The sequence below is a fragment of the Alcaligenes sp. MMA genome, from assembly GCF_020907215.1.
Taxonomy (GTDB): Bacteria; Pseudomonadota; Gammaproteobacteria; order Burkholderiales; family Burkholderiaceae_B; genus Alcaligenes; species Alcaligenes aquatilis.
Genome location: NZ_JAJJPP010000001.1, coordinates 1,231,607 through 1,255,768 on the forward strand (window position 1 = coordinate 1,231,607; position 24,162 = coordinate 1,255,768).

Genomic DNA, 24,162 nt, shown 5'->3' on the forward strand with positions numbered 1-24,162 from the left:
CTATACCTTTGTCCCTAGCAGACACAGTGCCCACCTTAGTCACCACACTAATACGATTACTGGCACCAAGCTCAGCCCCAGCCTTACAGCTTGCGCGCTTCAAAGGAAATAATCCCGTCCGTATCCTGAGGCGTCTTGCCATATTGATACCCGCCGGAGATAACAATCTCACCAAAGCCCAACTGCTCCAGCGCCATGCGCAGTTCCTGAACGCCCCACCAACGTAGCGAGAACTGTTCCAGTTGGGTTTCCAGCAAGACACCATGCTCCCATAATTCGTAGCGATGCATTTCACGGCTTACCTGGGCACAGTAATCTTTATCCAGAGCAGTGGCATTGAGGGTAATCAGCCCATGCGGCGGTGCCGACCAGGTCCGCATTCCGGGCTGCACATTCACAATCGCCGCCACCGGGTCCAGATCCAGCAACAGCCGTCCACCTGGCTTCAAGCACGCATGAAAACGGCGTAGCGCGGCCATGCCTTGCTCAAACGAATCCAGTAGTTGAAAAGAGCCGGCCGGCACCACGATCGCCTCCAAAAGACGATCTGCCGTGAAATCCGTAAACCCTGCCAGTTGAAGCGGCGAGCTCAAAGACCGCAGTTCCAGTTCACGCTGGCAGTAATCCAGCATTTCCTGGGACAGATCGAAGCCGCTGACATCCAGCCCTGCTTGCAGCAAGGGAATCAAAATGCGGCCTGTGCCTACTGCGGGCTCCAGAATTGGCCCGCTTGTGCCATGCAAACGCTCCAGGTAGTACTCCACATCCCCGAAAGATCGTCCTACCGGCTTGTCCAGGTGATACACCAAGGAAGCCAGCTTGCCGTAGCGATTGTTCATCATTGTTCTTACACCCTACTATTTATCTTGCTCAACAGCCTGAACACGCATTTCAGCGCCGTCCACTGCCAACACCACAACTGCAGCGCCCTGTTCCAGATTCTGGGTCGCAGTGGCACTGTAATAACTATCGTTAAGCCGAATACGCCCACGGCCACTCACAAAACTTTCGCTGACCTGCGCATGGGCGCCAACGTAAGCACTCAAGCCGGTATTGACAATGTCAGGCTGATTGGCCCGGCTGCGCCGCTGCCAACGCACACCGACCACGACCCATCCCAGCATGGCAACAGCCAGAATCAACCACTGCAACCAGTTGGGGGCATCCGGCCAGGCAGCCGCAAACAAGCCCACCGTCAAGGCTCCCAGACCCAGCCAAAGCAAATAGACACCGGAGATCACGACCTCGGCAGCGATCAGCACGACGCCAGACACCAGCCAATACCAGAAGGAATCAAAAATGAACGACAAGATCAGCTCCCCCAGCTATTCACTTAGCTTTGTCCCAGCTTGCTGCCGGTGGTCTTGAGCAGCTCGGTCACGCCCGCCACCGCACCCGTAATGCCGCTAGCCTCCAAAGGCATCAGCACCAGCTTACTGTTAGGACCCGTACCCACATCACGCAAGGCTTCCACGTACTTCAGGCCGACAAAGTATTGCAAGGCCTGAACGTCACCACTCTTGATGGCGTCAGACACTTCGCGGGTTGCACGGGCTTCGGCCTCGGCTTCACGCTCACGTGCTTCGGCACGCAAAATAGCGGCTTGTTTTTCACCTTCAGCACGCAATACGGCCGCTTGCTTTTCACCTTCGGCTTGCAGCACTTCCGCTTCTTTCTGGCCGCTGGCCTTGGTCACGGCTGCACGACGATGGCGCTCTGCCGTCATCTGCAGATTCATGGCTTCTTGCAACTCGGGCGCCATATTCAAATCGCGGATTTCCACACGGGTGACTTTCACTCCCCAAGGTGTGGTGGCCGCATCCACTGCCGCCAGCAAACGATCGTTAATGACTTCGCGGTTGGACAACATATGGTCCAGTTCCATCGAACCCAGAACCGAACGCAGGTTCGTGGTCGTCAGATTCACAATAGCCAGTTCCAGGTGATCAATTTCATAGGCTGCCTGGGCCGCATTGTCGATACGATAAAACACCACACCGTCCGCTGTCACAGCCACGTTGTCGCGGGAAATCACACTTTGTGAAGGCACATCCAGCACAGACTCCATCATTTTGAGTTTGCGGCCCACGCGGTCCATAAAAGGCACCAGCAAAGACAGGCCTGGCGTCAGAGTGCGGGTGTAGCGACCAAAACGCTCAACCGTCCATTGCTGGCCCTGGGGCACAACTTTGACCCCTGCCATCACCACGACCACAGCCAGAAACGCCAACACCATCACAAAAGTAAAGGAGCCACTCATGTCGATACCCTCTCCAAGAACACAACTGAAAAAGCGATTTTAGCCCAGCCTTAATGACAGATCCGCTAAAACGGATGTTTGACCACCCCGCAGCCTCTCTCAGTGCTGTTCGAACTGAACCGCGATGAAAAGAGCGCTCATACCAATCAAAAGAAAGAAACGATCAAGCCTTAGTACCGTGGTGGGGGCGCGTAGTGTCCACCGCTCTTATCGGCAGGAAAAGGATTGGGCGACTGCACGGCAGGTTGAGCCGGAGTCACCGGGCGCACTTCGTAAAGCACCGTACCGATCACACCGATATTGCGTGTATCACCCGCCAGGCTGTTTGCGGCATAAGCCCGATCCTTGGGAGAGAAACGAAACGCCGCCACTTCATCAGCACTTTTACGAAAGCCTTCGATGCGCAACACGGCCCCTGCCTGCAAGAGATAGCCATTATGGCTGCGGCTACCCGCCTTTCCCGACAAGACATCCAGACCATCTACCGTGGCAATGATTTCATAAGGCGTCGCGCTGCGATTGGTATAGACCAGGACGTAACGCTCGCCTGATTTGCCTGCCAATTGATAGTTCTTCTGCCCAATGCGGCTGTAAATAGTCAAAGGCCTGTCGCGTCCATCATGGATAGACAGCTCCACCTTGCCTTGATCGAGCAAGATGCTGCGCTGGGCATCCAGGTTCTGTCCCAACGCCTGGCGAATACTGCGCTCATCGGAATAAGCCAATTGCAGCTCATCGCGCTGCGGCTCGACGCGTTGGGCTGGAACAGCGTAGGCTCGTGACTCGCGCCCCTCTCCCCACTGCGTACCCAAGGTTGAGGCTATTTGCGGTACTGAGGCCAATACCGCCTCACGCTGTGCCGACTGCTCAGGCAAACTACTGCACGCCGATAGCAAGAAGGCAGCGGCCAACACGCTCCAGCGTCGACGATGGTGTGCAGATAATAATGATTGAGACAGACTCATACGCTTCCTCTTTTATTAATACAAGAGCCATGAAGAGCCCCTGTTGAGCGCGAGTATTCCTGATCTTTACGCGTTTGTGCCGTCAGCAAATTTCTAAATTGAAATTGCCTGTATCAAGACAAAATACTAAGGAGACAAACCAGGCCCCGCAAACAGGCCTACTATGACCATCATCCCTTCAAGCGAGCCACGAGCATGGATATTCAGAATTTACCCTTTTGCACCGTTAACTGGTCCGACATTACTCCCACTGAACACAAAGGCGAAACAGGCATGGCCTTGTGGCGCACCCAGCAATTTGGCCCCATTCGCGTACGCATGGTGGAATACAGCCCCGGTTATCTGGCCGATCACTGGTGTGTAAAAGGCCATATGTTGTTGTGCCTGGAAGGCACGCTGGAGACAGAACTAGAAGACGGACGTCGCTTCACCCTGGAGCCGGGCCAGTCCTACCATGTGGCCGATAATGCCGAACAGCACCGTTCCTCCACCCAGACGGGCGCCAAGCTCTACATCGTGGATTGACGCCTATTACGTAAAAACATCCTTTGGGCGGTCGTGCCTGACTGCTTGAAGGGTGAGCCATCCCTACTGTTCAGACGCTCTTTCGTGTCGTCTACGCTTCACGGCCCCTCCCCCTACCTTTTTCCATACCCACTATGGCCAAGTCTCTGATGACTTCGGCTCTCCTCATGCCGCTTCCTGCCTCTACATCAGATCGCTTGGTTCCCTGCTAAGCGACCCTCATCCGGCTTGCTAGGACACATAGAAGTGCTGTCCTTGAACCACGCTAACAAACGCAGCCTCTAGCTCACTGCGAGCTGCCTGATCTCCACATCTGCCTCTGCCTTCAACAGGCTATTTCAGCGTAGCGAAATAATCCTTATTTGATTTCAACATCGACTTTTCGGAAAGGCCAAAATACACTACCAAAACGTTTTGGTTGAACGTAGAATTCAAAACCAAATCGTTTTACTTATCACGCAACAAAAACCAAAAGGCTGCGGCAGGCTCTTGAGAGACTAGCAACGCAGCACAGGAGACACGGATGAAAGACACCCCCACTGCGCAAGTGGATGAGCTGTACTCCCCCCAGCGCATGATTGCCTTCGGACTGCAACACGTATTGGTCATGGCCGCCTCACCCATCGCGGCTGTCTTCTTGATGAGCAAGGCCCTAGGCTTTGATACGGCACTGACCACTGAACTGCTTAGCGCCACTTTTCTGGTCTGTGGCATAGGCACCTTGATCCAATCCTTCGGTCCGGCCGGCATAGGCGCCAAGCTGCCTTTTGTGATGCTGCCCGGTGGCGCGCCCATCATCTTGTTCATTTTGATCGCACAACAAACCGATCTGCCCACCGCCTCGGGCGCGGTGATTCTGTCCGCCCTGCTGTACTTCCTGATCGTCCCTATCTTCAAACGCTTTTTGCGTTATTTCCCATCGCTGGTGATCGGCATCATGCTCTTGCTGGTTGCCATCAACCTGGCGCAGATCTCCGGCAAGCTGATTGCCGGCACGCCCGGTACGGCCAATTTCGGCAATACCGACAATTTGCTGCTGGCCCTGATCACTATTGCGTCTACGGTGCTATTTGCCCGTTTGCTCAAGGGAATGTGCCGCCAGTTGGCTATCTTGCTGGGCTTGATGGTGGGCGCCTTGTCCGCTGCCTTGATGGGCGACATCAGCTTGAGCGGTGTGGGCAGTGGCTCACTGTTGGCCCTGCCGTCCCCCTTCCCCTTTGGCCCTCCCAAGTTTGATCTGATTGCCGCTTTGCCGCTGCTGCTGTTCACCTTGATTTCCATGGTTGAAGCCACTGGCCAGACCATTGCCTTGAATGAAGTCCTAGGCAAAGAAGGGGAAGCCGAGCAACAGGCGCAAGTCCCCAATACGATCCGTGGCGACGGACTGGCGTCTTTGCTGGGTGGCATTTTCGGGACCTCGCTGATCATTACCAGCGGCGAGAACATCGGCATCATCCGCGCCACCCAAGTGCGTTCCCGCTATGTCACGGCGGTAGGTGGGCTGTTCCTGATTCTGTTTGGTGTGTTCTCACCCCTGTCCGCGCTGATCAGCGTCATCCCAGCCTCTGTCATTGGCGCAACCGGCCTGGTGGTCTTTGCCATCGTGGGCACCATGGGCATAGATATGCTGCGCAAAGTAGACCTGCGCGGTCATGCCGCCATGTATGTGGTTGCCACGGCCTTGGCCGTGGGCTTGCTGCCCATCGTTGTCCCCGGCATCTACGACCAACTTCCTTCGCAACTGCGTTTGCTCTTGTCCAACGGCGTTGCCATGGGCGCTCTGACGGCGGCTGTCCTGAACTATCTGTTCATTCACGTCGGCCAGCGTTCCCACAAAACCGCCCCCCTTCAACATTCTTGATGAGCTGTGCCATGAATCACGCTTCTTTATTCCAATCCCATGAGCTGGCTCAGGCCCGCATTCTGGAGCCTGAACATCTCTTGTTACCGCAAGGCCCCGTCAGCGGACACGCTGTGCTGATTGAAGAAGGTCGCTTCAGCGATATTGGCACGGTGGAAGAAATTGCCTCCCGTCACCCCGGGCTGCCGCGCCTGAGCTTACCCGGCCATTTGCTGATGCCCGGCTTTGTGGATGCACACCATCACGTCACTCAGTCTTATGGGAAGTCGCTGGTATATGGCGAGCCTTCGGAGATTTTCCGCCGCGTCTGGGTGCCGCTGGAAAGCACTTTGAATGCCCGCCATCTGTATGCGTCCAGCAAGCTGTCTGCCCTGGAAGCCTTGCGGGGTGGATTCACCACGGTTTGTGATGCGGGCACTCGTTCATCCGAGGATCTGGACGCGATTGTGCAAGCCACCACTGACGTAGGCCTACGCTGCGTTCTGGGCCTGATCTGCAACGACAAACACAGCGCGGTACTTTTGGACGCCGAGCCTATTGTGGCTCGCGCCCAGGCCCACCTCCAGCAATGGGAGCACCATGCTTTGATCAGCCCTTCACTGGCCATCTCTATTCCCGAAGCCGCCAGTGATGCCATGTTGCATCGTATCTACTCCATGAGCGAAGAAGCCGGTCGGGTATTCCAGACCCATGCCAACGAGCATCTGGTCGCGGTGGAACGTTCCCTGAATGCTCATGGCCGCCGCCCGATCGAGCATCTGGCTCATATCGGTGCCCTGGGCTCGGCCTCCTTGCTGGCCCATGCCACCTTGGTCACCCCCAGCGAAGTCCGTCTGCTGGCCGACTTGAATGCCGCCGTTTCCTACAACCCAGTTGCCAGCGCCTGGAAAGGCAATGCCGTCGCTCCTGCCGAAGCCATGCGTGTTCAAGGCATCCGTCTGGGCATGGGGACGGACGGCACTCGCAGCGATGCCTTCCGCATGATGGATTATGGCGAGGCCGCACAACGCTTTGCCTTCGGCATGATGGTGGGCGACTCCTCTTGCGGCGCGGGTTGGACCTGGCTGGACATGGCAACCCGTGGCGGTGCCGAGGTCGTGGGCCTGGGTACTCAAACTGGGCAGATTCGAGTGGGTGCGCAAGCTGACTTCCTGGTGCTTGACCTGCAGGTGCCTGAAATGACGCCTTCCTGGGATCTGCCTTGGGAGCTGGTTCGGATTGCCGCCCGCGATCAGATCCGGGCTGTGGTGGTCCAAGGCAAGCTGCGCCTCTGGCAAGGCCAGCCCGTAGATTGGGATCCCCTGCCCTTGCTGGAAGAAGTGCGTGAGTTGGCTCGTCATGCGGTCGCGCAATCAGACATCCGCAAACTGCATGCGCCGTCTACCGAGCACCTGGCTCGTCGCGCAGCACAAGAAAAGGCCTTGGCATGACGGCTGGTTTGCTGATTGCTTTTGCCGCCGTGTTGGCAGGTGCCTTTATCCAGGGAGCCAGCGGCATGGGTTTTGCCCTGATTGTGGTTCCGGTGTTGGCTTTGGTTCATCCCGAAGCCATACCCGGCGCCCTGTTGTTCCTGATGCTGCCACTGAATGCCTATGTTGCCTGGCGTGAACGCGAGGGGATTGATCGCACCGGTGCGGGCTGGATCACCGTCGGACGTTTTGCGGGGACATTTGCCGGTTTGGGGATTTTGCTGGTGCTATCGACTTACTGGTTAAACCAATTTGTCGGCATCAGCACCTTGCTCGCGGTGCTGGCTTCAGTGCTGGCACCCAGCTTCACGCCCGGTAAAAAAGCGTTTATTGCCACAGGCCTGGTCACCGGCATCACTGAAACCGCAACCGGTATTGGTGGCCCACCCTTGGCTCTGGTGTACCAGCATGCCCCCGTCGCGACTCTGCGCTCAACCGTCGCCTTGTGCTTTCTGGTGGGGGAAGTGATCTCGCTGCTCGTGCTGGGCATCTCCGGCGCACTGAAGTGGTCCCACCTGAGCTACGCCGTTTTATGCCTGCCCGCATTGTTATTAGGCATGGGATTAAGCAGCCTGGTTCATCACAGGCTGGATCAACGCCGTCTGCGTATTGGGGTTCTGATATTTGCGACCGTCTCCGGTCTTGCCGTTATGCTGACTTAAACATCCAACTGTGTAGAGGCACGGGCCCTTAGCTCCGGCTTTGGGCCCAACGCCGACAGGCGGCTCTTATCGCCCGACAAATGCTCAAACAGCAGCTCTACCGCCAAGGTCGCCACTTGTTCCAGATGCAGATCCACAGCGGTCAGAGCGGGTTCTGCGGTACGAGCACGCAAACCGTCGTAACGGGTCGCAATCATCACATCTTGCGGGACGCGCAAACCGGCTTGCTGGACCGCGGCCAAAGCGCCCACTGCGAAAGCATCCACAGGCACACATAAGGCATCCGTATCGGGATACTGTGCCAAAAGCCGAGTGCAGGCATCAAACCCACCCGCTTCACCCAAGCTTTCCTCTACCTGCATATAGCGCACCGGCATGGCGTGCGCGGCGGCGAAGTTCTCGTAGGCCTTTTTATGACTGGCATAAGAGTCTCGCGCGGCGCTGCTTTGCACCAAAGCAATACGTCGCCGCCCCTGTTCCCACAAATGGTTCAACAGCAGATGCGCGGTTGCGGTGGACTGTAGATCAATAAAGGGAATGCTGTCCGCAGTGCCACCCTGACGCCCAATCGACACCAAAGCCACGCCACGCTCCTGCAATAAGCGCACATTGGGATCATCCGTCATGGGCTCCAACAAAATCGCCCCATCAATATCCAGCCCCTCCAAAAAGGCCTGGGCATTTTCCAAGGGGGGCACGAACACCAGAGCCAGACCGCGCCTCATGGCCGCTTCGGCCGCAATCCCCGCCACTTCCATCATGAAACCCAAACGCGACACACCGCCCGACACAGCAAACGGCATGGACGATACCAGCGCTATGCTGTTGGCCGCCCCCGAGCGCAAACGCTGCGCCCGCACATTGGGCCGGTAGCCCATATCAGCCGCGATCTGCTTGACCTTGGCACGTGTCAGTGGGTCCACCACACCTCTGTCATTCAAGGCATGCGAGACAGTGGTCAACGACACCCCTGCCGCTTTGGCGACATCGCGGATAGTGATACGACGAGAAGAGATAGCAGATGAACGTGGCAAGGCTGAATCAATCAGAAAAGGGAAAGAGAGAAAAATAGCATAGGCCCTGACGGACTTGTGTACGCGCAGCAAGGCTATGAATCCGCCATGCACAGCCGTCAGCTACACAATTTCACAGCCAGTTGCCATCGTGACACCCACAGCCCATGGAAAGGCCAGCAGTAGGTACGGCCCATCAGAACAAGTCTGAAAACCCCTTGATCACGTTTAGTCAGAGGCCATATTACAAGTTAATACCTGCCCAAGGGAGCACTAGCATTTTGATTTCCCCTCCAGCAGGCAATTGGTTTTACGCTGCTCCCGAAGTTGGTCTTGCATCAATCTACGGTTTTCTTCTTGTTGCGCCCGCAGTTGCCGCAAGGTCTGCACCCGCAAACCATAATCCGCGTCCTGTGCATAACCGTCTCCCAGGGGACGTTTGGCCATTTGATAGCCAAAAACCGGAATCCGGGGAAGGTGCACCCGATTGCTATACGAGACCCGGTATCCACTGAGCCACTGCGCATAACAAGAGTCTGTATAAAGAACCCCTAGGCGCTTATCGTCATCGCTAAGCGCATAGCGAATAGTCAGTGGGGTCTCACCATAGACGCTGCCATTGCAAACGACAGTGGCTCCTTCGGGGTCGCTATAATAAGTAACGGCGATACTGGAGCAAGCGCCAAGAAGCAGGGGAAAACATAAAACAAACAAGGTCTTGACACCATTCATTCTTTTTCTGCTCCGTATTATTTCAAGCCACCAAGCGCAATAAACCATAATTTAAGGTAGCCCAGTGGGGATTCCCTGTCATAGGCAATTCAGCATTGGAATATTATCAATAAACGACAGGGCAAACCTTAAAATACATCACTATAAAAACCAGAACTCTTGTGCACCAATGAAAAAGCCGCCCATAGGGCGGCCTGGCTGGTTAATGGTCTCCGCTGTTCTTGGAAGGTTTATATTGAATCGTGTTTACTCGGGAAATCACTGGGCCAGTTCATGGGCATATCATTCATCTCCAAGCCTCCTGCCATTTAGGTAATAAAAAAGCCTAGAACGAATTTTTATCCTAACAAAAAAATTACAAACTTCAAGCATTAAACAGCATATTCAGTGTTTACCCTGTACAAATAGAAACACAAGCAAAACAGGCTCTTCACACAGCAACAGGGGATTTTTCAAGTTCTTTGTATTGAATTTAAAAACACCCATAAAAACATGAGACTTGGCCTTGCCAGACCGGTGATAGGCATAAAAAAAGCTCTCGCAAGGAGAGCTCTTTTTCACAGGTCTGGACGGGCCTGCCGCATCAGGAACGTCGGGCCATGGCCAGGATCACACCAAAACCTATCATCATGCTGCCGCTAATACGGTTCACCCAACGCAGGCCACGCGCATTTTGCATCACACCTGACAGACGCGTGCCCACATAAGCATAGGCGGCAATCGCGATCACTTCCAGCAGCAGGAAAATCACGCCCTGTGTCAGGAAGCTGGACCAATAATTATTCATATCCACAAACTGCGGGAAAAAAGCGGTGAAGATCAGAATGGCTTTAGGGTTACCCATCGCCACGAAGAACTCCTGGCGTACCAAACCCCAGACATCACTCTTGTCCAGTTTTGTTTGTTCAGCGGACGATTTACCACTGGCACGCAGCACCTTAATGCCCAGCCAAATCAAGTATGCCGCCCCCGCGAACTTGACCACGGTAAAGGCCGTTTCCGAGACCATCAACAAGGTTCCCATCCCCAAGGCTGCCACCACAATCATGATGGCAAAAGCGACCAGACGCCCCATAGCTGCCACCAGGGCAGTCGGTATCCCTTGCTTGGCCCCTACCGTCATGGACAGCAGATTATTGGGACCAAAGGCCATATTCAGGGCAAAACAGGCGGGTAAAAACAACCAGAACACATTAGAACTCATGGCAAACCTAAATACCTCTAGGGGCTTCTCGACAGGATGTCAGCCCTACTTTGACGAAACCAAAGAGTATACCCGTCGACAAAAGCACTGTTTTAACCAGCACTACCTCTTCGGCTATATGGGTGTCCCCAAAATACAACTACCCATAAAGCAAAAAACCCGCCAAGGCGGGTTTATAAAGAATCCAGCAAACAGTTTATTGTGCTGTTTTTTGTGTCTCTTTAATCAGAGTCATGGAGTTTTCCATCGTCTTCCGACTAATCTCAGCGGCATCATCTATATAGGTCTGATTACCCCAACGAGTCACTTTCCCCTCTACGAAAGTCACCACTAAACGGTCTTGCGCAAGAGTTTCATTATCAATAGGCGTAAAGCCGATAATCGCCGGGTTCCAGAAAATCCAGCGCTCGCGATCCTCATTTACATCTGTGCGACGTGGCTCGCCCATTACGGCTCGCACTTCCGATTTATTCATCCCAATGGCTAAATCTATCGACTTCCGGTTGTAATCAACACGCGCAGCGCATCCAACCATAAAGACAGATAGCATCACCACGGCTAGCCACTTGAACATATAGACCTCCCCGAAAGTAAAAGTCAGAGCATAACAAAGCACAGGTAATAAGCCTATCAACTCATTATGCTATTGACTCATTTTTTGACTTCCAGCCCTTCAGGTGGCTTTAACAGGATCCTGATTCAGGCTTTACCTCTATTATTACGCCACCGCAGTCAGCGACATTTTGCCTGCCTGACGTAACGACACCATAAACACCAGGAACGCCAACATCGCCACGACACCCGGCACAGCAAAGGCCATGAAGTTCATCTGCAAGGGCAATTTGGCCGCCATCAGCGTGCCGCCCAGGAAAGGCCCGGCAATGGCACCGATGCGCCCCACGCCTGACGCCCAGCCCAAGCCCGAGGAACGCATGGACAGGGGGTAAAACTGTGCCGTATTGGCGTACAGCAGGATCTGCGTACCAATGGTGGTGGCACCAGCAATCACGATCAACACATACAGCACCAGAGTCGGGCTCTTGAAACCCAGCAAGGTAATGGACACCGCCGACACCAGGAAGAACCAGGCGACCACTTTAGGCAAGCTGAAACGATCCCCCAGCCAACCACCCAGAATCGCACCGAACATGCCGCCCAAGTTCAAGGCCACCAGGAAAGACAAGCTGGAACCCAGGCTATAGCCCGCATTGGCCATCAATTTAGGTAGCCAAGAGCCCAGGGCATAGACCATCAACAGACAGCAGAAAAACGCCACCCAGATCATCAAGGTGCCCAGCAAGCGCCCTTCTTTGACCAGATCCAGCATGGGCACACCCGTCTGTTTCTGTTCATTTAAGGTCAAACTGGTATCTTGAGACACGCCCATTTCAGGGTCCAAGGCCTGCACAATACGACGTGCTTTTTCCTCTTGCCCTTGGCGTATCAAAAACGTCAGCGACTCCGGCAATTTCCAGACAATAAAAGGGAGCAGCAACAGCGGAATAGCCGCGCAGAAAAACATGGACTGCCAGCCAAAGCGCGGCAACATATAGATGCCAATCGCCGCCGACAACAGGCCACCCAATGAATAGCCACTGAACATGATCGCCACCAAGGTACTACGCGAACGTTTAGGCGAATATTCATTCATCAAGGCTACGGCATTGGGCATCAAGCCCCCACAGCCCAAGCCGGCCAGAAAGCGATATACCCCAAACTCGGTTGGTGAGCTGGCAAAGCCATTTAGAAATGTGGCCAAGCTGAACAAGGCAAAGCAGATCGTCACGCCTTTTTTACGGCCAATCCTGTCTGCCAACGGCCCGAACACGAAGGCGCCAAACATCATGCCAAACAAGGCGTAACTACCCAAGGCTCCGGCTTGCACCGGCGTCAAATTCCACTCGTCCATCAGCACCGGCAAGACCACGCCGTAAATAAACAAGTCGTAACCATCGAATATCAACAACAAGGCACACAGGCTCATCACCATCCAGTGAAAGCGCCCAAAGCGCGCCTGCTCAATCACTGCATTAACGTCTACTGTTTTCATGATTTGTCTCCCCCATATGGAGTTTTTTGTGTTGATGTCATTCGCTGTACCAGCCGCCTGCATCGCTTGATCAGCCCTGATCGCCGCCTCCTACTGGCAAGACAGTGCCGGTGATATACGACGCCTCGTCCGAGGCCAAAAACAAAATGCTGGCGGCCTGTTCATCCAGGTTGCCGTAACGCTTCATCAAACTGCTGGCCACGGTTTGATCCACAATCTGCTGATACCAGATCGCTTCCTGGGGATCTTCTTGGGTCTGGGTATTGCGGGGAATGCGCCGTGGCGGTGCCTCGGTTCCGCCGGGTGAGACGGCATTGACCCGAATGCCGCGCTGGGCATTCTCAAACGCCAAGGAGGCGGTCAAGGCATTGACGCCGCCTTTGGCCGCCGCATAAGGCACGCGGTTGATGCTGCGGGTCGCAATCGAGGACACATTCACAATGGCCCCGCTGCCCTGCTTCTGCATGCTGGGCAACACGGCATGACAGGACCACAGGGTTGGAAACAGAGAACGACGAATCTCGGCTTCGATCTGCGGCGGCGTGTAGTGTTCGTAAGGACGCGTCCAGATCGTACCGCCGACGTTATTGATCAAAATATCAATACGCCCCCACTTATCCAGTGCCGCTTGGGCCGCGGCCTGCGCACCTTCAACAGTTTCCAAATCCACTTCCAGCGTCAAGACCGCCTCGTCGGCCAGTTCCCGCACCAGTTCCGAACGGTCTACCGTCAACACCCAAGCCCCTTCGGCCTGCAAGCGCTCGGCAACGCGACGGCCAATGCCTTGGGCTGCGCCCGTCACAATGGCCACTTTTTGATGAAAACGCACAGGCGCAGTCATGATCTTTCCTTATAAGAATCATCCAGCACGGCACACCCCGAAAAGGGGCGCTGCTTGAATGCATTTATTGGCTGGTGATGAATTTTTCGTAGTAGAAATTCGCGGGAGCATGAGCTTGGGTATCAATAAACTGGCTGACTGCATCCACCATGGGTGGCGGCCCGCACAGGTACACATCCACCTGTCCTTCATACCAATGCGCCAGATCCAGATGCTGAGTCACGTAGCCTTTGCGTTCGTGGCGGGATTCTGGGTCCACCACGCAGGTGAGGTAGCTGAATCCGGGCAAGCGCTGGGTATAGGAATCCAGCTCCGCCAGCATCACCAGATCCTGATCACGCGTGACGCCATAGACCAGATGCACAGGCTGCGTACAGCCTTGCCGGACCAGGACTTCCAACATGGACAAGAACGGAGCCAAGCCTGTGCCACCGGCCAGGAACAACAAGGGGCGCGTTACCTGACGCAGATAAAAACTGCCCAAAGGCCCGGTCATTTCCACCTGCTGGCCTAGCGGCTTCGCCGCCAGCCAGGAGCTCATCAGGCCGCCCGGAACCTGCTTGATCAAGAAGCTCAAGCGCGACTGGCCCGGTGCCGAACTGAAGGAGTAAGAGCGATGCGTCTGCCCGCCGGGCACCGTGATATTCGCGTACTGCCCAGGCAGGAAAGGCAAGGCGTCATCAGCCGCATCAATCTTCAGTTCGTAAGCCGCATCCTCATACTGACGGCATTCCGATACCTGCCCCTGCCACTTGGCCACGGCGGTCTTGCACACACCCGATGAAATCGGCACGGCAATCACGCAATCCGACTTGGGAATCATCTGGCAAGTCAGAACCAAACCTTTGTCCGCTTCCTCTTGCGTCAGGGCATCCTCGATATAGTCATCGCCCTGCTCATACTGACCACTTTCGGCCTGACATTTACAGGTGCCGCACACCCCGTCCGAGCAATCCATAGGCAGATTGATCTGGTGGCGATACGCGGCATCCAGCACTTTTTCGTGTTCACCACAGTCCACGAAACGGGTGACGCCGTCCTCAAAATTAAGCGCAATACGATAGCTGTTCACGACTGGACCCCCGCTTTAAATGTGATACACATCAATCACTTGACGGATGTAGTCGTTTTTGAGCACCACCTTCTTTTGCTCAATCAACCAGCCCTGCTCCTGACGTGACAAAGTCAGATAAATCGTGCCGAAGAATTGATCCGTCACCCGGTAGCGATGGTTCAGTGTCAAAAAGTTGTAGCGGACATCCACCTGCCCCTCACGCTCGGCCAAAATCTCGATATTGCTGAGCATATGAGCGGTACGCGGCTCGGGCGTGGAGGCACCGGAGCGCTCGGTCTTGATGCGGAATACCCGATCCTCCAGGCCATTGCGGTTGGGATAAAAAATCAAGGAAATCTCGCTGTGCGGATCTTCGGTCAGTTGATCATCATCGTCCCAGCAAGGCATCCAGTATTGGACGTTAGGGCTATAGCACTCCAGCCATTCATCCCACTGGCGGTCATCCAGAAAACGGGCTTCGCGATACAGAAAAGCGCAAATAGAGTGATAAGTCGCGTTCATGGCTTAGGCCTCCCCGCTTTCTGCGTTCAGTGCCTGGCTCATGGTCTTGGCCCAGTACTCATGCTGGCAGACAAACAAGCCTTCATCTTCGCTTCGCCCGCCACTGATCAAGGGCTTCATGCCCATGGCGGTAGCGTTCTCGTCCGGGCCTTGCACCCACAAGGGTGCACCTCGGCTCAAGTCATTCCAGGGAGCGGCCATTGCGGCATAGCCTTCCTGACAGGCGCGGAATTCCTCCAGATCGTCTGCCGTCCCCATGCCGGAGACATTAAAAAAGTCTTCGTATTGGCGGATACGGATGGCACGCTGCTCCGCACTTTCACCCTTAGGGCCAAAGCAATAAATCGTGACTTCTGTCTTGTCCACGCTGATAGGACGCGTTACCCGAATCTGGGTAGAGAACTGGTCCATCAGATACACGTTCGGGTACAGACACAGATTGCGGGTCTGGTTGACGATGAACTCGGCACGTTCCGCGCCCAGACGCTGTTTCAGTTCTTCGCGGTGCTCATAGACCGGGCGCACGGTTGGATTCATGGTCTTGGTCCACAGCAGGATATGGCCGTAATCAAAGCCATACACACCGCCCAGGCTTTTGCTCCAGCCATTCGCATCCACCGCTTGCGTCCCACCCTCCTTGCGGCGCCCCATGGTGGCGGCGTAATTCCAGTGCACGCTACTGACGTGATAGCCGTCCGCCCCGTTTTCCATCTGCAACTTCCAGTTGCCGTCGTAGATATAGGAAGAATTACCGCGCAGCACTTCCAGGCCTTCAGGGGCTTGGTCCACGATCTGGTCGATGATGACCTTGGTTTCACCCAGATACTCGTCCAGAGACACCACATCCGGATTCAGGCTGCCAAACAAAAAACCGCGATAGTTCTCAAAGCGTGCGACATGCTTCAAGTCATGCGAGCCGTCGGTATTGAACTGCTCGGGATACTGGGTGTTTTTCTCGTCCTTGACCTTGAGCAACTTGCCCGCGTTATTGAAGGTCCAGCCATGAAAAGGACAGGTGAAGCTGCCTTTATTGCCATGTTTGCGGCGGCACAGCATGGCGCCCCGGTGAGCACAGGCATTGATAAAGGCATTCAAGCCACCGTCTTTAGCGCGTGTCAGAACGACAGGCTGGCGGCCAATATAGGTCGTGAAGTAATCATTCACCTTGGGCAGTTGGCTTTCATGGGCCAGGTAGACCCAATTGCCTTCAAAAATATGCTTCATCTCCAGTTCGAACAAATCCGGATTCGTGAAGATGTCACGACGGCAGCGATACACGCCTGTTTCTTTGTTTTCTTCCAGGGCAGTATCAAGCAAGTACCTGATATCGTTGGTTTTATCCATAAGGACTGACATAGTGTGGCCTTTATGAGAGTGGCAGCCGTCCCTGCCCATGCCCATGACGGCATAGCAAGTACGTGTGATAGAAAAGAAAAATCGCTCCGGATTGAGGCCGGACTGACTCGTGGCAGCGTGTTACTGGCTTGGCCTTGAGCCTGATTCAAGCCCGCCAGCAAGACCATCGGGCTGGTCTTGCCCAGCCCGTTTTATCTAAAAACCTGGGGCTGTTCTGCATGGTTTTCATTACAGTCTTTGGATGCTCAAGCTTCCAATACCATATTGGTCCCGCTTCATAGCAAAATGCTATAGTTTGTTTTTTTGTAAATAAAATCAGACACTTGCATCACCTACAAAACAAAACCTATCGTTAACCCTAAAGCTTGTCAGGTATATGCTTGAGGCTTGGATGGTCGAGATAGGTGATATATTGGTCCGGGTTTTCTGGACCTGGACCACAGGCATGGACTTGAAACAAATCCGCTATTTTGTTGCGGTCGCCCAAGCGCGCAATTTCACGCGTGCTGCCGAACAGTTACACATCGCCCAACCTGCACTCAGCAGGCAGATCCAGTTGCTGGAACAAGAGCTCAATGTGCTGCTGTTATCACGTGAGAGCCGCCCCCTGCAACTGACCGAGGCAGGCCGCATCTTTTACGAACAATCACTGCAATTGCTCAATCGTGTAGAAGTGATGAAGGCGGCAACCACCGAAGTCGGTCTAAATCAGCGTCCGCAATTGTCGATTGGCTTTGTCGCTTCCACTTTGTATGGTGGCCTGCCTATCCTGATTCAGAAGTTTCGCCACGCCTATCCGGATATCCGCTTTCACTTTCTGGAGCTGACCTCCAGCCAGCAAATTGCTGCCTTGCGCGCCGGACGGATTGATATCGCTTTTGGGCGTGTGCGCATCCATGACAGCGCGGTCTGTCGCACCGTTCTGCGTGAAGAACGCCTGGTGCTGGCGATCCCGCCCAAGATTGACTTGGCCAAGGACCGGGGGCCAGTGTCCTTGCAAGTCATCGCTGATCACGCCTTTATTGTGTATCCCAAATCCCCACGCCCCAGCTTTGCCGATCATGTACTGAACATTCTGCACGACAACGCCGTTTTCCCCTCCGAAGTACACGAGGTTAAGGAACTGCAAACGGCCATGGGACTGGTTGCAGGCGGTGTCGGCTTATGCCTGATTCCTTCCGCCGCCCAGATACGCAGCGATCTTGTGTACCGGCTGATTGACGATGAGAAAGTAACCTCGCCCATTATTTTCAGCCACAGAAAAAACGACAACTCCTGGTATATCGCCCAGATGCATGCGTTTATCGAAGAAATGTATGCAGAAAAACCACCCTGGCTAATTCCAGGGCACAGTGCTTTGAGCAATGGTCCTGCCTGAATAGCGCGACGAGGTCCAATAGATGCCATATCAGTGCCATATATTATTTAGCTTAAATAATATATGGCGCCTTTCAAAATTAGAGATAAAGGCATTTTAAAAAATAAGCATAAAACCGTAATACAGTTTCAATTACAAAAAAAGTAGGGTTTTCGACTTAGCATTCCGGTTTATCATCTTGCTAAAGTAATAAATAAAAATTGCCCTCAAAAACAACGCGCAAAACCTAACTCAGTATTTTCGGCAAAGGTACTTATCGATGGACGATATAAAAGCATTTGCTTTAAAAATATTTCAATCACAAGCCTTCAGCCAATTCATCGGCGCTGAGCTGGTGACATGCTCTAAGGACAGCGCCGAACTGGCACTCGCTGTTCAGGATCATCACAAACAGCAACATGGATTTGTTCATGGTGGTGCGATCAGTTACCTGGCGGACAATGCCATCACTTTTGCTGGGGGGCTTGCACTGGGCGGAAACGCATTAACCGTAGAATTTAAAATCAATTACATCCGGCCAGCGATTGGCACTCGTTTGGTCGCCAAAGCGCAAGCACGTAGTGCAGGAAAGCGCATGGCAATTTGTCAATGCGAGGTTTACGCCATTGATGGCGAGTCCCAAAAACTATGCGCTCTGGCCCAGGGAACAGTGGTTCCGGCCACGTAAACTCCTTGAACTGACTCCCCCCAAAAGCTTGGCTTCATATCAGGGCACGGCGAACAGCGATAGCCCGGTATAAAGGGAAAGATAATGCGGCACGATGCACAGTTACAACTACTGGATACGCTTCTCGCACTTCATCGGACAGGCCGGGATCAGCCCATGCTTGATCGTGTCGTGCAACTTCCGGTGAATATTTATACAGACCCCGATATTCTGGAAAAAGAAACGAGCAGTGTATTTCGGCATTATCCGATGCTGGTTGGGCACGCTTCACGCATTCAGGAACCAGGTAGTTATTTACTGAGTGATTGGGATTCATTCCCGTATGTCATCGTGCGAACTCAAGAAGGCCATCTGCGCGGGTTCCTTAATATCTGCCGTCATCGTGGCGCGCGCCTCGTTGCTGGCACGGAACCGTGTCTGAAGGCTTTCGTCTGCCCTTTTCATGGATGGTCCTATGACTTGGACGGCAAGCTTAAAGGAGTGACAAAACCCTATAATTTTCCGGATCTCGATAAGCACGCGTTTTCATTGATCGAACTGCCCGTCGCGGAGCGGGCCGGTCTCATCTGGATTCACCCCACGCCAGGCGCAACGATAAATCTGGACCACTTTCTTGGCTTTGTCGGCGAGGACCTCGATCATTTCGGCCTGAAGGAGCTTGTGCCTTACCGCAAGTCCCAAATTATCAAAGAAGCGAATTGGAAACTGTTGATCAAGACCTATCTTGAAGGCTATCACGTCCCTTATCTTCACCGCGATACGCTGTCACATGCCTTTCGCAAGGGCGTTATCGCCCACCATGAATATGGGCCACATATTCGCTTGGCGGCGGCGCGAACCAACTTTCAGGAAATAGTGAATGTGCAGGCGGACCAGCGGCGTATTCTTGATTTCGCATCGGTTTACTACTCTATTTTCCCGCACGCTTTTTTTATTATGCATCCAGATTACGTGTCCATTAATCTGTTCTATCCAGAGGCACCGAATCGAACCATCTGGACACATGAAATGTTGTATCGGCCCGAGCAGTTTCACGGAGAAGCGGGCATGAAGGCGCTAGAAAAACGTTTCAGCTATACGAATGATGTCGTATTCGATGGAGAGGATTTCGCCATAGCCGAAGGCGTGCAGCGGGGTTTGGTACATGGAGGCAATGTCATGCACACACTAGGGCTCGAAGAGGGGCTGCTGGCCATATTTCAACAAAATATTGAAAATGCGCTCATGGCGCACCCGTCGAGCCCTTTCATTGCCAAAGAGCCCGACTGATGGAAATTCCTAGCCCTTAAATACGCTTGAACAAGGCCGAGCGCACCTTGCCGCTTGCCCCATCTGCCGCTGTCAGAAACTGCTCCATGTGAATGTCACGCTCAAAAAGACGGCTTTGCATCAAGGTGGAGATCGCCGCTTCGATCATGGGCGGCGGTCCACACAAATAGGCTTTATTGCCTGAACAGCGTTGCTCAAAAAACTGCCCCACTGCCTCATGTACAAAGCCCACAAAGCCTTCCCAGGCATCTTCCGGCAAGGGCGCATTCAAGGCCGGAATGTAGTGAAAATTGTCATGCTTTTCAGCTAGCTGATAGAAATGATCGGCGTGATACAGCTCGGCTTTATTGCGCGCCCCCTGGAATAGATAAATAGGACGGGTATCGCCCTCTTCCAGCAAATCCATAATCATGGATTCGGGGCTGGACAGGCCCGAGCCACCGGCAATGAAAATCGCGCCTTGCGGGTCGGACTTGCGCACAAAGAACTGACCATAAGGGCCGGACACATCCAGAGACTGCCCCACTTCCAGTTCCTCGTGCAGCCAGGTCGTGCCTGCGCCCCCTTCCACCTTGCGTACGTGCAAATCGATAATGCCGGCCATGGACGGCGGATTCGCAATGGAGAAAGCACGGGTACTGTCGATGGACGGCACCTGCAGGTTGATGTACTGCCCGGCCTGGAACGCCATCGGACGATCCAGTTCGAGGCGGATGTGCTTGATCGTGGGCGACAAGTCTTCAATCAGGACGACCTTGCCCTGATAATCCTCGACGGGCAGCCCCTGAAAATCCGGGTCCACGTCCACATCGGCCTCGATGACCATATCGGATTCGGGCAGGCAGCAGCAAGCCAGCAGCTTGCCTTCGTCCCGCTCCGAATCCATCAGGGCAAAGCTGGACGCATCGCCTGCGTCTGCATAACCTTCCAGCACCTGCACCTTGCAGGTGCCACAGGTTCCATGTCCACAGGCAAAAGGCAACCAAACCCCTTGTCGCAACGCCGCGTCCAACAAGGTTTGTCCGTCTTCCACCTCGACCACATCACCTGTGGGTTCTACGGTTACCTGATACGTCATTGCTGCCTCCGCCTCTTATACGCCCGTACCCTTGTAGCCATTCAGGCCAGGGGTTTTGAAACGCAACAAGGATTTGTGATCAAAGCCCTGGGCACCCAAGGTGTCGTTCGGGTTCAGTTCAACCGCCTCGCCATTCAGATTCCATTGCACCTTGCTCCACTCGATCTGTTCGAAGTCAGGGTGCTGGGCAAAGCCGGCCGGCATCAATTGCTGAATCAGTTGCGACACCGTCATGTCGGGCTGAACCAGAAAAGCCTTGGCTGAGCAGAACAACAAGTGCTCATCCCAACCGATGTACAACAACATGCTTTCGCCGTAATGCGATTTCTGATCGCGCGCGTAGCCTTGGTAGTCCGGGGTAATTGCAGTAACTGCCATCTTGATCTCCAATTTTTTTAGGTCGTGGCCGCGCCCGCCAGGGGCGCGGTCCTTTGTCTCGTGTGACTAGGCCGTCACTCCTTTCCATTCATTCCAGCGCGCTTGATCCACCGAACCCTTGAAGTCCATATTGTCGACACCCACGTTCAGCTGGTAGTAGTCGCTCAGGATCTTCTCCAGCTCAGGACCACCGCAGCCGCCTTGCAGGATCTGGTTCACCGGCAGCCAGGCCTGGATGTACTTTTCAGGCTCGTGCTCGAAAATGTCGCGGCAGCCATCCGAGCACGTGTGGTAACGCTCGCCCTTGTACTGACTTTGGCGATAGGTAATTTCGTCGGGCTTGTCCATGTCGGTAAAGGTCATGGGCACCTGGCATACCTGGCACAGTTGTGGCAGGCCACTGGAATAGAAACGCTTGCCTTCGGCTTCCATCTTTTTGGCCATTTCCCAACGTGGGCGGTAGTACTTGTCGAACGTATCGGGGTACTTGGCGCTCAGCCAATCCAGTTCCTCGTCGCTGGGGATCCAGGTGTGGAAACCGGCAGCATGGCCGAAGTTGTAGAAAATCCACCAGGCTTGGTGCGAGATGTGCTCTTTCTCTTTCTCAATCACATCGCTGTACTTGGGCATGCGAATGCCATAGCGGGCCAGATCCTTGAACAATGCGCCACCGGCCTGCTCGAAATAGACCTCCCAAGCCTCTTTCCAGGACATGACCTTGTTGGGAAGCATATAGTCCATCATCATGGCCACCACGGACAGCAGGCGGGTGCCGCGCCAGAACCATTTGTCGATCCATTCCTGCACAATCGGCACGTTGTCCTCGTGCTGCTCCAGCAGGAACTTGATCACTTCCAGACCCAGCGTCATGTGGCGTGCTTCGTCAGACTGCGAGCTGAAGCCGAAAGTCACGGTGGCCATGTCGCCGTTGTAGGCCGCACCCGACATAAAGGGCACAAACAGCAAGTTGGTCAGCACATACTCGAAGGAGAAGCTGATTGCCAACAGAAATTCAAAGGGGCCTGCAGCACGGGCATCTTCAAAAAAAGACTTGGGCACGGACAGGTACCAGACGCGGTCGTGCATATGGCTCCAGTCCTGGAAGCCATTGAAAAACTTGTTGTAGTGGCTCATGGCGTGAACCTGCGTCTGGACGTGACGCAGCTCGTCAATCGACTGCATCTGGCACGCAATACGTGCGCCAATACCGCTGAATTGACGTCCCACATGGGAGTAGCCCTGGTAAGCCTGGTATTCCAGCGGGGTCACCGCCGTCAGGAACACCTTGATCGCGTTCAGATAACGCGGATCGGAAATATTCATCTGGCCATTGTTCTGCGCGAAGGCATCAAAAATGGCGTACAGCTTCTTTTCTTTTTCAGCCTGGTACTTCCAGTACGCGTCCATTGTCAGACGGAACGGATCTTCCCATTTGGACCAGTCGGTAATCTTGATGCCCTCGAACTCCTCGTAGGGGAAGGCGTCCTTGCGATCCTGATAGCTGAATTCCCAGTCCAGATCACGCGTCAGATAACGATATTTGTCTTTGATATTTAGTTTTTTCGTGGCCATATTGCCCCCTTTTCTGATTTAGCTGTTCCAGTGCAACAACAAGCGGTCTTCATCTTCATCCACATTGCCACCCAAGGTGATCAGATTCAGATGCAGTTCCTGCATGTCCCACTGCTGCCCGTACTTTTCTTCCACGGTCTCGCGCTTGACGGTCAGTTGGCCCACGCACTCAATGCGAATCATGGCTGGCTGATAAATCACCGTGGCGTCCGGGTTGTCTTGCTCGATGGCCTCGACGATGTAGCGCGACATGTCGTTGTCTTGCAAACCGATATAAACCTTGGATTTCATCAGGCCTCTCCCCCCAGGCTCAGGCCTGCTTTTGTGACGCGTTTGGCAATGGTTTCCTGCACTTGTGCCCAGACTTGATCCGCCTGGTCGGCAAAGGCAGCCTGGATGTAGGGCATGAAGGCGGCTTGCACTTGCGGCAGCCACTGATCCAGCCAGTTTTGTAATTGCTGCTTGTTTTGCTCGCTTTCAGCAACGGCAATCTTGAAGACGCTATCGCTCCAGTTGGACAGGTCTTTATGGCAATCCAGCATGAACTCCAGCAGCATATCCAGATCGCGGCCGCCTTCCTTGGCCAGATCCGCCACCAGCCCCTGATACACCACTTGATGCACCACGGTGTTGATCAGCAAGGACTGCACCAGCAGCAGTTCAAACCAGTCTTTCTGAACCAGCGTTTTTTCGCACAAGGCACGCAGACCTTGCCAGGCCGCATCCTGCATCCAGGCCTCTTTGGCCTGGCTCAGGGAATCGGCACTATTGCCATCAATCAGCAGGCCAATACGGGAGACGTATTGCGCCATACCCAGCGCGTCCATCCCGGCATAGAGACAGGCTTGGGTAATAGTGGTGCCATACCCATAGGCCGAGCCGGACATGAAGTTCAGATTGGCGGTTTGCTCGATGTGGCGCAAAGGCAGCAGCAAACGGGTGACCTTGGCTTTGACCTCCTCGCTCAGGTACTGGGCCAGATCACGCTTTTCAAAAAAGCCGTAATTGGTTTCAGCCGCTTCCTGCATGCGGGCACGGTTTTGCACGTAAGCACCGTAGTAGAACTGACGGGGGTCACGGAACACATACCAATCCTTCATCTGGATGGCGGTATGCGTGGGGTCATTCAGGGTCTTGTCCGGCATCCACAGGGGCCGGTAATGAAAGTTGGCCGTCGCCTGGGCATCGTATGTCGCTTCCTGGTAGCGGGTAGCCGGCTTTTCACCAAAGCGGCGAGCCACGTTGGCGAAGGTTTGCCGCACGGGCTGCAAACTGGCCGTTTTAATTTCTAATGTCATCCTCTTGT

General features: G+C 54.2%; 25 protein-coding genes. 7 read left to right on the plus strand and 18 right to left on the minus strand.

All coding sequences use genetic code 11. From position 1 onward, the window contains the following. Positions 1 to 83 precede the first annotated feature (83 nt). The 4 genes from LNA76_RS05530 to LNA76_RS05545 form a co-directional block, all read right to left on the minus strand. Entirely contained in the window at positions 84 to 842 is a 759-nt protein-coding gene (locus LNA76_RS05530; RefSeq protein WP_230018292.1) for a class I SAM-dependent methyltransferase, read from the minus strand. 15 nt (positions 843 to 857) lie between these two features. Beyond that, positions 858 to 1,310, minus strand: a complete 453-nt coding sequence (locus LNA76_RS05535; protein ID WP_094196569.1) for an NfeD family protein — start codon at positions 1,308 to 1,310, stop codon at positions 858 to 860. Between the two features lie 23 nt (positions 1,311 to 1,333). Next, entirely contained in the window at positions 1,334 to 2,260 is a 927-nt protein-coding gene (locus tag LNA76_RS05540; RefSeq protein ID WP_094196568.1) for an SPFH domain-containing protein, read from the minus strand. Positions 2,261 to 2,430: 170 nt separating this feature from the next. Continuing rightward, entirely contained in the window at positions 2,431 to 3,225 is a 795-nt protein-coding gene (locus LNA76_RS05545) for a hypothetical protein (protein ID WP_108727416.1), read from the minus strand. Positions 3,226 to 3,420: 195 nt separating this feature from the next. Between LNA76_RS05545 and LNA76_RS05550 the strand changes: the two genes are divergently transcribed. The 4 genes from LNA76_RS05550 (at position 3,421) to LNA76_RS05565 (ending at position 7,742) form a co-directional block, all read left to right on the plus strand. Further along, the gene (locus LNA76_RS05550) at positions 3,421 to 3,750 is read left to right on the plus strand and encodes a DHCW motif cupin fold protein (RefSeq protein ID WP_230018294.1); all 330 of its coding nucleotides are present in this window, start codon (positions 3,421 to 3,423) and stop codon (positions 3,748 to 3,750) included. 523 nt (positions 3,751 to 4,273) lie between these two features. Beyond that, the gene (locus LNA76_RS05555) at positions 4,274 to 5,611 is read left to right on the plus strand and encodes a uracil-xanthine permease family protein (RefSeq protein ID WP_230018296.1); all 1,338 of its coding nucleotides are present in this window, start codon (positions 4,274 to 4,276) and stop codon (positions 5,609 to 5,611) included. 11 nt (positions 5,612 to 5,622) lie between these two features. Continuing rightward, positions 5,623 to 7,041, plus strand: coding sequence for an amidohydrolase family protein (locus LNA76_RS05560; RefSeq protein ID WP_094196565.1), 1,419 nt, complete (start codon positions 5,623 to 5,625; stop codon positions 7,039 to 7,041). Further along, positions 7,038 to 7,742: a sulfite exporter TauE/SafE family protein gene (locus LNA76_RS05565; protein WP_094196564.1), complete on the plus strand. Its 705-nt coding sequence runs from the start codon at positions 7,038 to 7,040 to the stop codon at positions 7,740 to 7,742. The genes LNA76_RS05560 and LNA76_RS05565 overlap by 4 nt, the downstream gene beginning before the upstream one ends. On the opposite strand, the gene LNA76_RS05570 is transcribed toward LNA76_RS05565, so the two are convergent. The 9 genes from LNA76_RS05570 to LNA76_RS05610 form a co-directional block, all read right to left on the minus strand. Then, positions 7,739 to 8,776 carry a LacI family DNA-binding transcriptional regulator gene (locus LNA76_RS05570; RefSeq protein ID WP_094198335.1) on the minus strand — a complete coding sequence of 346 codons (1,038 nt, stop codon included), beginning with the start codon at positions 8,774 to 8,776 and terminating at the stop codon, positions 7,739 to 7,741. The genes LNA76_RS05565 and LNA76_RS05570 overlap by 4 nt on opposite strands. Positions 8,777 to 9,028: 252 nt before the next feature. Next, positions 9,029 to 9,487, minus strand: a complete 459-nt coding sequence (locus tag LNA76_RS05575) for a PEGA domain-containing protein (protein WP_094196563.1) — start codon at positions 9,485 to 9,487, stop codon at positions 9,029 to 9,031. A 583-nt stretch (positions 9,488 to 10,070) separates the two neighbouring features. Beyond that, complete coding sequence (locus LNA76_RS05580) at positions 10,071 to 10,691, minus strand: LysE family translocator (RefSeq protein WP_230018298.1); 621 nt, start codon at positions 10,689 to 10,691, stop codon at positions 10,071 to 10,073. A 196-nt stretch (positions 10,692 to 10,887) separates the two neighbouring features. Beyond that, complete coding sequence (locus LNA76_RS05585) at positions 10,888 to 11,265, minus strand: cell envelope protein SmpA (protein WP_108728705.1); 378 nt, start codon at positions 11,263 to 11,265, stop codon at positions 10,888 to 10,890. Between the two features lie 144 nt (positions 11,266 to 11,409). After that, entirely contained in the window at positions 11,410 to 12,741 is a 1,332-nt protein-coding gene (locus LNA76_RS05590; RefSeq protein ID WP_094196561.1) for an MFS transporter, read from the minus strand. A gap of 70 nt (positions 12,742 to 12,811) precedes the next feature. Continuing rightward, positions 12,812 to 13,582, minus strand: a complete 771-nt coding sequence (locus tag LNA76_RS05595) for a 1,6-dihydroxycyclohexa-2,4-diene-1-carboxylate dehydrogenase (protein WP_230018300.1) — start codon at positions 13,580 to 13,582, stop codon at positions 12,812 to 12,814. A 64-nt stretch (positions 13,583 to 13,646) separates the two neighbouring features. After that, on the minus strand, positions 13,647 to 14,654 hold the full coding sequence (benC, locus tag LNA76_RS05600; protein ID WP_230018302.1) for a benzoate 1,2-dioxygenase electron transfer component BenC: 1,008 nt from the start codon (positions 14,652 to 14,654) through the stop codon (positions 13,647 to 13,649). Between the two features lie 15 nt (positions 14,655 to 14,669). After that, positions 14,670 to 15,158 (minus strand): benzoate 1,2-dioxygenase small subunit, encoded by a 489-nt coding sequence (gene benB, locus LNA76_RS05605; RefSeq protein WP_108727413.1) that lies wholly within the window; start codon positions 15,156 to 15,158, stop codon positions 14,670 to 14,672. A gap of 3 nt (positions 15,159 to 15,161) precedes the next feature. Beyond that, on the minus strand, positions 15,162 to 16,514 hold the full coding sequence (locus LNA76_RS05610; RefSeq protein ID WP_094196557.1) for a Rieske 2Fe-2S domain-containing protein: 1,353 nt from the start codon (positions 16,512 to 16,514) through the stop codon (positions 15,162 to 15,164). 445 nt (positions 16,515 to 16,959) lie between these two features. On the opposite strand from LNA76_RS05610, the gene LNA76_RS05615 reads away from it, so the two are divergent. From LNA76_RS05615 to LNA76_RS05625, 3 genes are all read left to right on the plus strand, one after another. After that, complete coding sequence (locus tag LNA76_RS05615; RefSeq protein ID WP_094198333.1) at positions 16,960 to 17,892, plus strand: LysR family transcriptional regulator; 933 nt, start codon at positions 16,960 to 16,962, stop codon at positions 17,890 to 17,892. A gap of 259 nt (positions 17,893 to 18,151) precedes the next feature. Beyond that, positions 18,152 to 18,559 (plus strand): PaaI family thioesterase, encoded by a 408-nt coding sequence (locus LNA76_RS05620; RefSeq protein WP_094196556.1) that lies wholly within the window; start codon positions 18,152 to 18,154, stop codon positions 18,557 to 18,559. A gap of 156 nt (positions 18,560 to 18,715) precedes the next feature. Beyond that, the gene (locus LNA76_RS05625) at positions 18,716 to 19,828 is read left to right on the plus strand and encodes an aromatic ring-hydroxylating oxygenase subunit alpha (protein WP_230018304.1); all 1,113 of its coding nucleotides are present in this window, start codon (positions 18,716 to 18,718) and stop codon (positions 19,826 to 19,828) included. Positions 19,829 to 19,844: 16 nt separating this feature from the next. Here the strand turns inward: LNA76_RS05625 and LNA76_RS05630 are convergent, their stop codons facing one another. The 5 genes from LNA76_RS05630 to LNA76_RS05650 all read right to left on the minus strand — a co-directional run bounded on the left by LNA76_RS05630 (position 19,845) and on the right by LNA76_RS05650 (position 24,154). Continuing rightward, the gene (locus tag LNA76_RS05630) at positions 19,845 to 20,906 is read right to left on the minus strand and encodes an NADH:ubiquinone reductase (Na(+)-transporting) subunit F (protein ID WP_094196554.1); all 1,062 of its coding nucleotides are present in this window, start codon (positions 20,904 to 20,906) and stop codon (positions 19,845 to 19,847) included. Between the two features lie 15 nt (positions 20,907 to 20,921). After that, a complete protein-coding gene (locus LNA76_RS05635; RefSeq protein WP_094196553.1) occupies positions 20,922 to 21,284 on the minus strand; it encodes a phenol hydroxylase subunit P4 in 363 nt (120 codons plus the stop codon). Between the two features lie 66 nt (positions 21,285 to 21,350). Continuing rightward, positions 21,351 to 22,856: an aromatic/alkene/methane monooxygenase hydroxylase/oxygenase subunit alpha gene (locus LNA76_RS05640; RefSeq protein ID WP_094196552.1), complete on the minus strand. Its 1,506-nt coding sequence runs from the start codon at positions 22,854 to 22,856 to the stop codon at positions 21,351 to 21,353. Positions 22,857 to 22,874: 18 nt separating this feature from the next. Then, positions 22,875 to 23,147 (minus strand): MmoB/DmpM family protein, encoded by a 273-nt coding sequence (locus LNA76_RS05645; RefSeq protein WP_094196551.1) that lies wholly within the window; start codon positions 23,145 to 23,147, stop codon positions 22,875 to 22,877. Next, positions 23,147 to 24,154 carry an aromatic/alkene monooxygenase hydroxylase subunit beta gene (locus LNA76_RS05650; RefSeq protein ID WP_094196550.1) on the minus strand — a complete coding sequence of 336 codons (1,008 nt, stop codon included), beginning with the start codon at positions 24,152 to 24,154 and terminating at the stop codon, positions 23,147 to 23,149. The genes LNA76_RS05645 and LNA76_RS05650 overlap by 1 nt, the downstream gene beginning before the upstream one ends. Between the last annotated feature and the right edge of the window lie 8 nt (positions 24,155 to 24,162).

Bases quoted from the DNA above. Each gene is read 5' to 3' on its own strand.
- LNA76_RS05615 (WP_094198333.1), top strand. From the start codon at position 16,960: ATGGACTTGAAACAAATCCGCTATTTTGTTGCGGTCGCCCAAGCGCGC.
- LNA76_RS05580 (WP_230018298.1), bottom strand. From the start codon at position 10,691: ATGAGTTCTAATGTGTTCTGGTTGTTTTTACCCGCCTGTTTTGCCCTG.
- LNA76_RS05550 (WP_230018294.1), top strand. From the start codon at position 3,421: ATGGATATTCAGAATTTACCCTTTTGCACCGTTAACTGGTCCGACATT.
- LNA76_RS05645 (WP_094196551.1), bottom strand. From the start codon at position 23,147: ATGAAATCCAAGGTTTATATCGGTTTGCAAGACAACGACATGTCGCGC.
- LNA76_RS05530 (WP_230018292.1), bottom strand. From the start codon at position 842: ATGATGAACAATCGCTACGGCAAGCTGGCTTCCTTGGTGTATCACCTG.
- LNA76_RS05540 (WP_094196568.1), bottom strand. From the start codon at position 2,260: ATGAGTGGCTCCTTTACTTTTGTGATGGTGTTGGCGTTTCTGGCTGTG.
- LNA76_RS05545 (WP_108727416.1), bottom strand. From the start codon at position 3,225: ATGAGTCTGTCTCAATCATTATTATCTGCACACCATCGTCGACGCTGG.
- benB (WP_108727413.1), bottom strand. From the start codon at position 15,158: ATGAACGCGACTTATCACTCTATTTGCGCTTTTCTGTATCGCGAAGCC.
- LNA76_RS05565 (WP_094196564.1), top strand. From the start codon at position 7,038: ATGACGGCTGGTTTGCTGATTGCTTTTGCCGCCGTGTTGGCAGGTGCC.
- LNA76_RS05650 (WP_094196550.1), bottom strand. From the start codon at position 24,154: ATGACATTAGAAATTAAAACGGCCAGTTTGCAGCCCGTGCGGCAAACC.
- LNA76_RS05585 (WP_108728705.1), bottom strand. From the start codon at position 11,265: ATGTTCAAGTGGCTAGCCGTGGTGATGCTATCTGTCTTTATGGTTGGA.
- LNA76_RS05595 (WP_230018300.1), bottom strand. From the start codon at position 13,582: ATGACTGCGCCTGTGCGTTTTCATCAAAAAGTGGCCATTGTGACGGGC.
- LNA76_RS05610 (WP_094196557.1), bottom strand. From the start codon at position 16,514: ATGTCAGTCCTTATGGATAAAACCAACGATATCAGGTACTTGCTTGAT.
- LNA76_RS05635 (WP_094196553.1), bottom strand. From the start codon at position 21,284: ATGGCAGTTACTGCAATTACCCCGGACTACCAAGGCTACGCGCGCGAT.
- LNA76_RS05575 (WP_094196563.1), bottom strand. From the start codon at position 9,487: ATGAATGGTGTCAAGACCTTGTTTGTTTTATGTTTTCCCCTGCTTCTT.
- LNA76_RS05640 (WP_094196552.1), bottom strand. From the start codon at position 22,856: ATGGCCACGAAAAAACTAAATATCAAAGACAAATATCGTTATCTGACG.
- LNA76_RS05620 (WP_094196556.1), top strand. From the start codon at position 18,152: ATGGACGATATAAAAGCATTTGCTTTAAAAATATTTCAATCACAAGCC.
- LNA76_RS05555 (WP_230018296.1), top strand. From the start codon at position 4,274: ATGAAAGACACCCCCACTGCGCAAGTGGATGAGCTGTACTCCCCCCAG.
- LNA76_RS05630 (WP_094196554.1), bottom strand. From the start codon at position 20,906: ATGACGTATCAGGTAACCGTAGAACCCACAGGTGATGTGGTCGAGGTG.
- LNA76_RS05590 (WP_094196561.1), bottom strand. From the start codon at position 12,741: ATGAAAACAGTAGACGTTAATGCAGTGATTGAGCAGGCGCGCTTTGGG.
- LNA76_RS05560 (WP_094196565.1), top strand. From the start codon at position 5,623: ATGAATCACGCTTCTTTATTCCAATCCCATGAGCTGGCTCAGGCCCGC.
- LNA76_RS05625 (WP_230018304.1), top strand. From the start codon at position 18,716: ATGCTTGATCGTGTCGTGCAACTTCCGGTGAATATTTATACAGACCCC.